Source organism: Chryseolinea soli (assembly GCF_003589925.1).
Classification (GTDB): Bacteria; Bacteroidota; Bacteroidia; order Cytophagales; family Cyclobacteriaceae; genus Chryseolinea; species Chryseolinea soli.
This window is the reverse complement of sequence record NZ_CP032382.1, coordinates 4511768-4524349: the sequence shown is the minus strand read 5'-3', so window position 1 is coordinate 4524349 and position 12582 is coordinate 4511768. Positions and strand designations below refer to the sequence as shown.

7 protein-coding genes are annotated in these 12582 nt (G+C 51.7%); 5 read left to right on the top strand and 2 right to left on the bottom strand.

The annotated features are described in order from the left end of the window. Window positions 1-81 precede the first annotated feature (81 nt). Together D4L85_RS19350 and pbfA are read left to right on the top strand one after the other, a co-directional pair. Window positions 82-1698, top strand: a complete 1617-nt coding sequence (locus D4L85_RS19350) for an alkaline phosphatase family protein (RefSeq protein ID WP_160143849.1) — start codon at window positions 82-84, stop codon at window positions 1696-1698. A 17-nt stretch (window positions 1699-1715) separates the two neighbouring features. Continuing rightward, window positions 1716-3068: a (R)-1-hydroxy-2-aminoethylphosphonate ammonia-lyase gene (gene pbfA / locus D4L85_RS19345; RefSeq protein WP_119755851.1), complete on the top strand. Its 1353-nt coding sequence runs from the start codon at window positions 1716-1718 to the stop codon at window positions 3066-3068. A 115-nt stretch (window positions 3069-3183) separates the two neighbouring features. Here the strand turns inward: pbfA and sthA are convergent, their stop codons facing one another. Next, the gene (gene sthA, locus D4L85_RS19340) at window positions 3184-4617 is read right to left on the bottom strand and encodes a Si-specific NAD(P)(+) transhydrogenase (protein ID WP_119755850.1); all 1434 of its coding nucleotides are present in this window, start codon (window positions 4615-4617) and stop codon (window positions 3184-3186) included. Next, window positions 4614-6578: an adenylate/guanylate cyclase domain-containing protein gene (locus D4L85_RS19335; protein ID WP_160143848.1), complete on the bottom strand. Its 1965-nt coding sequence runs from the start codon at window positions 6576-6578 to the stop codon at window positions 4614-4616. Before D4L85_RS19335 ends, sthA begins: the two co-directional genes overlap by 4 nt. Before the next feature lie 209 nt (window positions 6579-6787). On the opposite strand from D4L85_RS19335, the gene ppk1 reads away from it, so the two are divergent. The 3 genes from ppk1 (at window position 6788) to D4L85_RS19315 (ending at window position 12573) form a co-directional block, all read left to right on the top strand. Next, the gene (gene ppk1 / locus D4L85_RS19330) at window positions 6788-8845 is read left to right on the top strand and encodes a polyphosphate kinase 1 (RefSeq protein ID WP_119755848.1); all 2058 of its coding nucleotides are present in this window, start codon (window positions 6788-6790) and stop codon (window positions 8843-8845) included. A 96-nt stretch (window positions 8846-8941) separates the two neighbouring features. Beyond that, window positions 8942-11230, top strand: coding sequence for a T9SS type A sorting domain-containing protein (locus D4L85_RS19325; RefSeq protein ID WP_119755847.1), 2289 nt, complete (start codon window positions 8942-8944; stop codon window positions 11228-11230). Between the two features lie 350 nt (window positions 11231-11580). Next, the gene (locus tag D4L85_RS19315) at window positions 11581-12573 is read left to right on the top strand and encodes a patatin-like phospholipase family protein (RefSeq protein WP_160143847.1); all 993 of its coding nucleotides are present in this window, start codon (window positions 11581-11583) and stop codon (window positions 12571-12573) included. Window positions 12574-12582 lie beyond the last annotated feature (9 nt).

The window sequence follows — 12582 nt, the reverse complement described above, 5'->3', positions numbered from 1 at the left end:
GTTAAAAAAAACATGAACATTACACTACAAAAAACAAGAAGTCGATCAAAAGCATACGCACCCAAAAACATTTGCTGGTTTATGCTCCTGGCGATCGCCTCGGCGTGTACATCATCGCCGGAGAGTAATCCGTCGGTAGCGGGCATTGAACACATTATCATCATCGGTGTCGATGGCATGAGTCCCGACGGTGTGCTGCACGCAGAGAGTCCGAACATGCACTACTTTATGGAGCATGGATCCCACACGATGCACGCCCGTGCGGTATTGCCCACGACCAGCAGCACCAATTGGGCCACGATGATCATGGGCGTTGGCCCCGAGCAACATGGCATCACCTCCAACGAGTGGGAACGGGATGACTTTACGCTGCCCACGGTCGTGGCCGGAGAAGAGGGCATCTCGCCCACCATCTTCAGCGTCGTTCGCAAGGCAAAGCCCGATGCGGAAATTGCCGTGATCTATGACTGGGATGGTTTTGGCCGGCTGTTCGAACACAGCGCCGTCAATTATGCAATTGACGCTGATGGCGAAGAGGATGCCGCCAACAAAGCCGTGGCCTACATCAAAGCAAAAAAACCGGTGCTTACGTTTGTGCATATGGATCACGTTGACCACGCGGGTCACACCTACGGTCATGGAACGCCACAATACTACAAAGCCGTCAGCCGTGCCGACTCCCTGTTGGGAAAAATCATTGATGCCTCCAAGCTTGCCGGAACGTATGCCCAAACCTTGTTTATCGTCACGGCCGATCACGGCGGCATTGGGAAGGGACACGGAGGCGAGACGCTTGCTGAAATTGAAATTCCCTTCATCCTCTATGGCAAGTCCGTAAAGAAAAATCACGAGATCAAATATCCCGTATTTCAATACGACAACGCCGCCACCGTAGCGTTCGCATTACATGTTGAACCGCCGCACTTCTGGATTGGCAAACCGGTGAAAAGCGCGTTCGAAGGTTTCCCCGACGAAGTGGCAAAAGTAAAACAAGAAGAACTGCGCGCGCCCATCATTCTGCCCGCAGCGAAACTCAATAATCCCGCAGGCGGTTTATTCATCGATAAGAAACCGGTAGTAGAAATTCAACCCGGCCAACCCGACGACACCATCCGGTACACCCTCGATGGAAGCGATCCAAGCCGCACATCATCCCTTTACAACGGACCCTTCTCTTTGGAACACAGTGCTGTCTTAAAAGCAAAAAGTTTTTCACAAGCCAAAGAAAGCGCGATCGCAAAAGGCTACTTTAGGTTGGTCGACAGCCACCGTCCTCAAGGCACGCGCTACAGTTACTACGAGGGCAGCGACTGGCACAAGTTGCCCGCCTTCGAAAAGATCCACGCCCTGTCGAGCGGAAAGCTCTACGAATTCAGAGTCGATTCCATTCGCCACCGCGATACTCAGTTTGCGGTCAAATTCGAGAGTCACCTGAAAATTAATACACCTGGAGAATATACGTTCTACACCGCATCCGACGACGGCAGCAAACTCTACATCAACCACCAGGAAGTAGTGGACAACGACGGCGGCCACGGCACCCTGGAAAGAAGCGGCAAAGTGACGTTGCCCGTCGGCCTGCACCCGATCACGGTAACCTATTTCAACGAAGGCGGCGGAAGCTGGATCGATGTCTTCTACAAGGGGCCCGGCATCACCAAGCAAATAATTCCGGCCGACGTACTCTATCTAAATTAATCTTCAAAGCATTCTCCATGGACGCTGAAATTTCAAGAGAACAAGGCGACATCAACACCGGCGATCTTCGCGCGGCCTACATTGCCACCCTCGACGAACACACCCGGTACTGGCTTGACCAGGATGCCCAGTATTTTTTGCACCAGGCTTTGTCTACGCCGGTCATGAACGTGTTGACAAAAACCGAAGGCGCCTACATCGAAGATCTCCGTGGCAAACGCTATCTCGATCTCCATGGCAACGGCGTGCATAACGCAGGCTTCTCCAATCCGGATGTCATCGAAGCAGTCATTAAACAGCTGCGCGAACACCTTGCCTTCACACCCCGGCGCTACACCAACATTCCCGCGGTTAAGCTTGCTAAAAAGTTGGTGGAAGTGACGCCGCCCGAATTGACGCGCGTTCTGTTTTGTCCAGGGGGGTCGGAAGCCATCGAAATGGCCGTGGCCTTGGCCAAACATGTTACGGGAAAATGGAAAACCATTTCCTTCTGGGATTCCTACCATGGCAACGGCTTCCAGGCATCGAGCCTTGGTGGTGAAGAACATTTCTCTACCGGCCAAGGCCCCATGATCCCCGGCGCATTTCACATCGAGTTCCCCAACTACTATCGCAACCCCTGGGCGCTGACCGATCAGCAGGCGATTGATGAAGCATACCTGCGTCAGCTAAAAGTTATCTTGCAACGTCATCCCGACATCGCGGCGATCATCGCTGAACCGATCTCCTCCACGCCGGTGGTGCCGTCGGAATATTACTGGCGACAGATCCGGGAAATTTGCGACCGTCACAACATCCTGTTGATCTTCGACGAAATCATTGAAGGCTTTGGCCGGACGGGCAAGTGGTTCGCCTGCGAGCACTACGTCACACCCGATGTCCTGGTGCTTGGAAAGTCTCTTGGCGGTGGTCTTCTCCCCTTCGCGGGCATTGTCACCAAAGAGAAGTTCAACGTCCTGCAACACCGCTCGATCGGCCATTTCACCCACGAAAAAAATCCATTGTGTTCGGCTGCGGGGCTTGCCGCGATTGAGTACATCCAGGAAAATAAACTGGTGGCCAACGCAGCACTACTCGGAGACTATTTGTTTGAAAAACTGACAGCATTAAAAACACGCTTTCCCGTTGTGGGTAATGTGGCGGGAAAAGGATTGCATCTCGGGATCGACCTGGTCCGTGATCCACAGAACAAAGCACGTGCAACAGCGTACGCAGAACAAATCATGTATGATTGTTTGGAGCAAGGCGTGGCCTTCAAAGTGATCGAGGGAAACATACTTACCCTTCGCCCGGCGTTAACCATCACGAAAGATGAATGCGACCTGATCGTGACTGCCCTTGAAAATGCGTTTGACCGAAACAAACTTTAAGCAACCGCCGTTAAAGAGGTCATTAGATTATTGGTTCAGATTTGAAGAGGCTGCCGTAAAACGCAGCCTTTTCTATGTACTGACTTTTCCAGCAAAAGCCATCCCTACGACCGGATCAACGCTTGATTTCTCCCGCCTTCTTTATCTTCTTCCCGGCCAGGCTTCCCAACCCATCATAGCAGGCATATTTGTACAGGTCGTGCAACGTTGGATAGTTGAACACCGTGGCGATGATCTCGTTGAGGGTTCGTTTATCTTTCACCGCACACAAGCCGAAGTGGATGATCTCGGTGGCCATATATCCCATAATGTGAACCCCCAGAATAACATGTGTCGACGTCTCGAAGACGAGTTTTAAAAAACCGTTGTCCTGGTCTCCCAGGATCTCGCCGCGCAAGGTGTCGCGGTAGTAGCAATAGCCCGTGCCATAGGAAATGCCCTCACGCTTTGCCTGCTCTTCGGTGAGACCCACCATTGACACTTCCGGCACCGTGTAAATTCCATAAGGAAAAATCTGTGAAAGGTTTTCCAAGTCGTGCGTTTGGAACATATGTGACACGGCAACGCGTCCTTGCTCCATGCTGATGCTGGCCAGCGCTGGAAACCCGATCACATCACCCACGGCGTAGATATGCGGTACGTTGGTTTGATAATGGGCATTCACTACGATGGTCTCGCGCTGACCTATCGCAATGCCTGCCCTTTCGCAATGCAACCCACGGATATTGCCACTTCGCCCGGCGGCAAAGAGAAACATGTCCACGTGAAGTACTTCTCCATTTTGCAACGGAATGGTTAGGGGCTTGTCGTGATCAGCGGGCACTTCAAAAGGACCGACACCGTTATTGAACAAAATGGAAATGCCGGCATTCTTCATGCGTTCCACCAGGCCGTCGGCGATCTCGTGGTCGAGGAAGCCGAGTATTTTATCGCTGTTGTTCACCACGTAGGTCGTGATGCCCATCGCGGCAAAAAGCGTAGCGTATTCGCAGCCGATCACGCCCGCGCCCAGCACACAAAGTGATTTCGGAAAACGATCGATATTGAGAATGGTATCGGAATCATGAACCCGCACACCATCAAAAGGAATAGCCGGCGGATGAAACGGGTAAGAACCGGTTGCCACCAGGATGTGATGCGCGTAAACAATTTTCACACCCGATTCGCTGGTGACCGACAATGTATGGGCATCCACAAATTCAGCCTGCCCGTGATACACGGTCACATCATGACGTTTCAGATTGCGTTCGACTTCGTTGGCTGCCCGGTGCGTGACCAGGTTCTTCCGGTACATAAAATCCTGTATGCCCGCATTCCCGGCCAGTTCGCGGTTGATGCTAAAGATGCCTTTATTGTAAACACCCGATAAGTAAAGCGCTGTTTCCTTCAAGGTCTTCGAAGGCAGCGTGCCGGTTTGAATGCCTGCACCTCCAAAAACTTTCTCTCGCTCTATGAGGGCCACGCGGTGATTGAAGTAGGCAGCCTTCACCGCCGCCTTCTCGCCGGCCGGCCCCGATCCGATCACCACAAGGTCGTAGGCGTTGGTCATTTCACGTGCATGATCTCGACACCATCCCAGGGCAGCGAAGGCCCGTGCTCGGCTCGCTTCTCACAGCGCTGCAGAAGAAGGGAGAGCAGGCCGTCGGCGGGATTTTTTTGATGAAGGGCCGCGAAGATCTGGCGGGCCTCTTCATGATCGCCGGCCTTCATGCGGGCGATGCCGCTCTCATAGTGCGTGAGGTATGAAATTTTGAGACTGTCTTTTTCAGGGTCCAACACTTCAAAAACGCGGATCGATTTCAGCTTTCCCTTCACGCGCACATCGTCCAGGTAGCGGAAATTGCGTTTGCTGAGCGCGTTGGCCTTGACGAGCGTGTCGTCCGAAACAATGATGGACGCATGATAATGCTTGCAGAGGCCTTCCAGGCGGGAAGCGATGTTCACGGCATCGGAGATGACCGTCGTCTCCAGCCGGTTCGCGTTGCCGATGGTGCCCAACACCAACTTGCCGGTGTGAATGCCCGTGCCAATCGCGATAGGCGCGATGTTCTTCGCCCGCAAATGCTCGTTGAAGCGGGCGATGGCCTTCGAAAAATCCAGCGCAGCATCGACGGCGCCGTCGGGCGAGTCGGGGAAAATAGCCATGATGGTGTCGCCAATAAATTTATCGATAAAGCCCTTGTGGCGCTCAATGACGGGAACCATCTCGCGCAGGTAGGTATTGACAAAATCGAAGTTCTCCTGCGGGCTTAACGTTTCCGATAAATTGGTGAACGCCCGGATGTCGGTGAACAGCACGGTCATCTCGCCATGCACCTGGTCGCCGGGACCTACTTCCTCGATCGAATTTTTTCCCAGGAACTTCAGGAACGGCGTCGGCACAAAGCGCGCGTTCGCTTCGTTGATAGCCAGGAGCCGTTGATTGGCGTGGTTTAATTCTGCGGTTCGCTCATCTACTTTTTGTTTGAAAAATTTCAGGTGACTGATCACCTCATCTTTCAGCAACGTAAAGTTCGCGGCCAGCTTGCCGATCTCATCCTTTGTGCGCACGGTCGGCGCTTTTTCCTCCACGGTGAATTGACTGTCGATGAAACGGGTGATGAATTCCGTAAGCTCCGTGAGCGGTCGCGTGATCCGCCGGGCGATGATAAAGCTGGCCACGACACTCAGCATCACCAGAAGCAACGAGAGAAATAGAAACAGGCGATTGAGTTGTGTTAAACTTTCCTTCTCGCGTGCCTGCGCCTCGATCACCACCTGGTTCAGGGAATGACCGATCGCTTTGAGCTTGTCGTCCATCTGCCGTTTCAAACCGGAGTTGTTGCGCAGGCCCATCCTTGTCTCGAGGGCTACCATTTCATTGAACCGGTCGCGGTAGCCGGCCAGGTGAACCGCGGCTGAGTCGGAAGAGGACGGGTAACGCTTCATGAGGTCGGTCACCATCGCGTTGAGCTTCATAACATATTCGGGTTCCTGCCGGATAATATAATCTTTTTCGTGCCGGCGCAGGCTCAACATCTTATCGGCGGGAATGGCGTGGTGGTTTTCCAACCAATGAATGTGACGGCGCATGGCGCCTTCGAGATTGTAGTCTTTGTAGCCGCGATCCAGCAGGAGCGCGGTCAGGGTGTCGAAGAGTGCTTCCGATCCTTTGAGTTGTCGCTCCACAACATACAATCCCGAATCCATCGTGTAGGGCAAATGCTGGAATGAAGCGATGGCGGCGTCCAGGGTCAGTTCGATGGAGTCTTTCATCCGCTGATGATCCCGCAAGTTTGGGCTGGTCCGGGTTTCAAAAAAAGCGGGTTGGTGAACATCCTGGTTGAACAGGTCGCTCTTGATGTTGATGTCTTTCAACATCAACACATAGGCCGATTCGATGAGGGCCGTGGAACGCGATATCTTTTCCCGGGCCAATTGATGATAGTGCGTGAGGATCACGATCAGAAAGCTTGCGCCGAGGATGAGCGAAAAACAAAAGAGCAGCCGTTGCCGGAAGGAAGTGAACATCCAAAAAGATAGTGATTCACGGTCAACCGCGTGCGCCGCCGGGTTTAAGTTATTGTTAAATAATCGAGACCTCCGCCACCCAAAACAAGACACCCGGACCATGGCCAATAGGGCCGGCTACCGGCAATAAAATAAGCATCGCGTCCGTTGTCTGTGCAGTCTTTAATTTGATTATTTTGGCAAGGACTGTTCTTCCGACCCTACCGCGCATGGCCCACAAAACCGACCCCGCCCCTGTTCCCTACCCCTTCTTTGATCGCGATCTGAGCTGGCTTTCCTTCAACGAACGCGTGCTCCTGGAAGCCCAGCGCGACGCGGTGCCCTTGATGGAACGCATCCGCTTTCTCGCCATCTATTCCTCGAACCTCGATGAATTTTATCGCGTGCGCATGCCCGCCCGCACGGCGTTGAGTGCCGTGGTGAACAAGAACGAAGAAAAAGAGCTGAAACAGACTTTGCCGGTCATACACGAAACCGTGGTGAGTCAACAGAAGCGCTTTGGCAGCGTGATCGAATCAGACATCCTGCAGGCGCTGCGATCCAACGCCATACACCTGATCTACAACGAACCCATTCCCGATTTTATCCACGACGCGGTGAACGACTACTTCACCTACACCGTCGCCACCTTCCTGCAGCCGGTCAAGATCGCGAAGCATACTGAATTCTTCCCGGAGAACAACAAATTATACCTGGTGGTCACCACGCGTTCGACGGGAAAGGGCAAGGAAGTTTACATTGTCAACGTACCGTCGGAGGAGTTGCCGCGGTTCTATCGCGTGGAATACAACGGCATTCAGTACATCTTGTTCCTGGAGGATATTATCAAACTTAACCTGGGTAAGATCGTTCACCAGAAGATTTTTACCCATCAAAGCATAAAGATCACCCGCGACTCGGACCTGAACCTGGAAGACGAGTTCAGCGGCAACCTTGCCGAAAAGATCGAGCAACGCATCGGCACCCGCGACTTGGGTTTTGCCACCCGGTTCCTATACGAACCCGGCCTCACCCCGCACACACTGGCCATCCTAAAGAAGAAACTACACCTGGGCACCGCCAACTTTATTGTCGGAGGCGCCTATCACAACCTCAAAGACCTGGCCACCCTGCCGTTGAAGGACAGCAAGTTCTGTTACGAGCCCTGGCCCATCACGCGCCTGCCCATTCCCCGGCAATCGTCGCTCTTCCAGGAGATCCGAAAAAAAGACATGCTGCTTCACCCACCCTATCACAGCTACGACACCGTGCTGCGTTTTTTCTCGGAAGCCGCGCTCGACCCGACGGTGAAGGCCATTTATGTGACCCTCTATCGCGTGGCCGCCGAATCGCGTATCGCCAATGCGCTGATCAGCGCCGCAAAAAACGGAAAGCACGTCGTCGTGTTTGTTGAATTGAAAGCGCGGTTCGATGAGGCCAACAACATTAAATGGTCAAAGCAGATGAAGGCGGCAGGTGTGCGCATCATCGAGAGCATTCCCGGTCTCAAGGTGCATGCCAAGCTGGCCCTCGTGAAACGCAAGCACCACAAAAAGACCTCTTTGCTCGGCTTGCTCGCTACCGGTAACTTTAATGAAAGCACGGCGCGGTTCTATACCGACCACGTGCTGCTCACCGCTCACCAACCCATGCTTACGGAAATTCAATGGCTTTTTGATTTCCTGAAAAAACGGAAAAAGCGGTCGCGCAAAACGGATCTCTCCTTCGAGCATTTGTTGGTGGGGCACTTCAACCTGCAAGAGCGTTTCCTCGCTTTGATCGATCGCGAAATTCAACACGCCAGGGAGGGAAAAACTTGCGGCATCACCATCAAACTCAACAACCTGGAGGAGCGCGTACTCATTGCCAAGCTCTATGAAGCCTCGCAGGCGGGAGTAAAGATCCGGCTCATCGTGCGGGGCATTTGTTGTTTGATCCCGGGTGTGAAAGGCATCAGCGAGACCATCACCGTAAAACGCATCATCGACCGCTATCTCGAACACGGCCGCATTTTTCTGTTCGAAAACAATGGCCAGTCCGAGATCTTTATGGGCTCATCCGATTGGATGATCCGCAACATCTACCGCCGTATCGAAGTCTGCTTCCCCATCACCAATGCCAACCTGAAAGCGGAGCTCCTGGAAATTTTACGCCTCCAACTCGCCGACAATTGCCAGGGCGCACTCATCGACGGCGAAGGAAAAAATGTTGAGCTAAGAATGCCCGGCAATGATTCGGCTATACGTTCACAGCGGGCCATTGCGGATTGGGTGCACACCCAGTATTAAACCGGCAGACTGCGTGGGTGAAGTGGTGGCCGGTAGCCACTACGGGATGCACTTTTACAGAAAAATTTGTATACTTGTTTCTTCATCCCGTTTAGTATGAGAAAATCGTTACCAATCCTTGTATTCCTTCTTTTCATTTCGTCCTTCGTCACCGGTCAATCGCTAAAATCAATTGGCCCCTGGGATATTTACTACGCCGTCGACCTCGTTCAAGGGAAAAACGGCAGAGTTTTTTTATCCACGTCCGGGGGCTCCTATTATTCCGACAACCAGGGAGCGTCGTGGACAAAAACGAAAGGTGACTTCAACAGTATTTATTACGAAGCTTCCATGACGAAGGACCGGGATGGGAATTTGTTTACCTGGACGTTCAACAACATTTATTATTCAAAGGACAATGGTGAAACCTGGAGTTTCATGATTCCGGATTTAACGAATGCTCCCAAGTTTTCCGCGTTGGGTGTCTCTGGCGACACCGTTTTCATTGGCACAGAAAAAGGGCTATACTACACGACAAGTCTTGACTTTTTCAGTCCAGTCACCGAAGTAGTTGCACTGCAGGACCAAACCATAACGGCCATCAGCGTGACCGGCAAACGGGTGATTGCGGGAACCCAAGCGGGTGGCGTGTTCATTTCAGAAGACAACGGAAAAACCTGGCAAGATAAAGCTACGAGCTTCCCTCCCAGTAAGCAAATCACTTGCTTGTCGGTTTCCGGGAACAAACTATTTGTGGGAGCCCTGTTCGACGGCATTTACTACACCGAAGACTGGGGTGACCACTGGGAAACCCGGAACACCGGTTTCTCAAATCCGAATATCTACGATATTTTCATTGACGACAATACGATGTATGTGGCTAGCAACAACAAAGCCTTTACGTCGGCCAACGATGGAAATAACTGGAATCAGATCTATTCGGAAGCTAATTACTCCACCGCTCAAACCATCTGGGCTCAAGGTGATCAAATTATACTGGGTCGGTGGCATGGCGTAATGAAAAGCAGCGACGGGGGCCAACAGTGGACCGAGGCGCTGACGGGGATCACAGGCGCCTTTGGCTATACCTCGATCCAGGCGTCCGACGACGGGTCGCTGTTTGCTTTTGCCACACATACCGGCATCTATAAAAAAGAACCTGGCAGCGAGTTATTTCAAGCCTTTCAAAAAACAGGAGGTGGATATATTGGAAGGGGCCCAATTGCCAACAACAAAGTTCCAATGGTTGGAAATTATTCGATCGCTTATTACGATGCAATCACCGGGGCAAAGGGAGAGGAGATCTCGTTGCACACGGATTCCAAATGGATCAATTTTGCCGATGTCCTCGTCACAACGCCCCAGGGACTTTTTTTAAGCACGCTCCAGGATGGCGTCTATCATTATGATGGAACATGGAAAGACTACAGCAATAACTTGACATCAACTTCCATGAACGACCTGGTATTGGTCGACAATACGCTTTATGCCGGTAATGATGATGGATTATGGACGACGGACATCACCGAAAATAATTGGAAAAAGATAAACATCGACGCCAACAATCCGGATGCAAAATTCATTTTTGTCCAGGATTCGATCTTTTTGGTCAGCACCTCCTACGGCTTCTATCGTTCGGGTGATTACGGGAAAACCTGGCGAAGCGTGGAGAATGTCTCTGCCGACGGTAAAATTGTCGCTTATAAGGACAGGCTTTATGCTCCGGCCATCAGTCAGATCTATGTTTCAGACGACCGGGGTAAGACCTGGCTTTCTACAACAGATCTTCCTTTTTACTTCTTCACCACCCTGGCCATCCAAAATGATGTGCTTTATGTGGGCGCCCTGGAGAGCGGAATATTGTCAGCAGAAATTAACAAGGAGCAGGAGATCAACCTCGACATGGTCCGGATCCCTGAAGGAGGCTCTCCTGCTATACATGCCTCCTCCACCTCGGGGTTGCCGATAACGTTAACCTCTTCAAATCCCGACGTGGCCACCGTCGTGGACGATACCGGAGAAGGATATAGCCTTAAGGTATTAAAGGACGGGGAGATCACGATCGAAGCCTCCCAGAAAGGAAACCTCTTCTATCGCCCGGCGAAGACGCAGCAGACTATTACCGTTGCATACATTACCGCAAGCGAGTCTTCCAAAACAAACGGCGTGACCCTCTATTCAAATCCCGGCAATGGGATTTACAATCTTACCCTTCCCGATAACATAACGACGGAAAATCAATACGTAACAGTGTATGACGCCATGGGCAGGCCCGTTCTTTATCGCAGCCAGAAAATCGATAGCGATCGTTATCTCCTGGATATAACCGGTGCACCTGCAGGGGTATATTTCCTTAACGTGCGCCACCCAAAATTGAATGCGACCCTCCATTTTGTGAAGGAATGATCCCGGGATCTAACAGGGTTACTGAGATGGAGTTGATCATGACTTCTAATTTCAAGAAATCTCCGCAAATCTTTGGCGACAACTTACAAGTTTGCGCCGGCAGGCTCAGTTTAAAAATCAGCCCAAGCCCGGTGCTAGACGTCTTCGGGCTTTCCTTGGTGGAACGATCAAGCATTTTTTCGGCGTCCAACATCAATGGCGCCGAATGGATCCACGCAAAAAAATAGAAATATTCCGATCCGCCGCGATTCGGATAAAAGCAACCTCTCCCGATACCCGTGGTCTTTCCTCAAAAAGCGATGATCGCCATGATAAAATCAATACGGCTAAGCCACGAAAAAAATTTGTGTTTGAAAATTACTTATGCCCTGGTGTTCTGTGCACTTACGGCAAATGCGCAAACTTACAAAAATCTCATTTTTGAAGGTGCCGGGGTCAGAGGCATTGCTTTCGCTGGTGCCGTACGAGAATTGGAGAATAGGCAACTCTTGTCTCCGGTAGAGAGAGTGGGCGGCACTTCGGCCGGCGCCATCGCGGCGTTGACGGTGGCTTTAGGCTATAACAGCGCTGAAATTGAATCGATCATTTACGATACCAAAGTGCAGCACTTCAAGGATGGGAATTTCTCCGTGATCGGCGGCGCCAAACGCATGAAAGAGAATTTTGGATGGTACCGTCACCAGGATTTTTTACAATGGCTGGACAACATTATCCGGGCGAAAACCGGAAATGGCAACATCACCTTCCGGGAGCTTCACGCCCAAAAATTCCGCGATCTGTACATCACGGGCACCAGCCTAAACCATCAAAAGCTTGTGATCTTTTCGCACGAAACCTATCCCGACATGAAAGTGAAAGATGCGGTATGCATCAGCATGTCCATTCCTCTGTATTTTGTTTCGGTGTGCATCAACGAGAAGGGCGAGATCATAAACCGGAAGAAAGCAACCGGCTATTATGATATTATGGCCGATGGAGGGTTCATCGGAAACTTTCCGATCGCCCTGTTCGACTCGACCGTCACCACAACGGCGGAGACCGTTCGAATATTTAATCCACACACGCTGGGCTTTCGCATCGATTCGCCGGAACAGATTGATTATGACAAGGCACATCGCGGCCTCGCTCCCATCGACATCCTGCGCTTGAAGGACTATCTCGGCGCCTTTTATACGTTCACCATCGAAAACCTGAACCGATCTTCTCTCACGACGGCAGATTGGGAGAGAACGGTATCGATCAGCTGCGGGACGATTGGACCAAAGATCAGGAAGTTGTCAGCGGAAGAGAAGAACATGCTCATCGCCAACGGACAGCATGCCGTTGAGGCATTTTTACAATAGCTCATCGCC

Excerpts from the sequence above, each read along its gene's own strand:
- D4L85_RS19350 (WP_160143849.1), top strand. The coding sequence starts at position 82 with ATGCTCCTGGCGATCGCCTCGGCGTGTACATCATCGCCGGAGAGTAAT.
- pbfA (WP_119755851.1), top strand. The coding sequence starts at position 1,716 with ATGGACGCTGAAATTTCAAGAGAACAAGGCGACATCAACACCGGCGAT.
- sthA (WP_119755850.1), bottom strand. The coding sequence starts at position 4,617 with ATGACCAACGCCTACGACCTTGTGGTGATCGGATCGGGGCCGGCCGGC.
- D4L85_RS19335 (WP_160143848.1), bottom strand. The coding sequence starts at position 6,578 with ATGTTCACTTCCTTCCGGCAACGGCTGCTCTTTTGTTTTTCGCTCATC.
- ppk1 (WP_119755848.1), top strand. The coding sequence starts at position 6,788 with ATGGCCCACAAAACCGACCCCGCCCCTGTTCCCTACCCCTTCTTTGAT.
- D4L85_RS19325 (WP_119755847.1), top strand. The coding sequence starts at position 8,942 with ATGAGAAAATCGTTACCAATCCTTGTATTCCTTCTTTTCATTTCGTCC.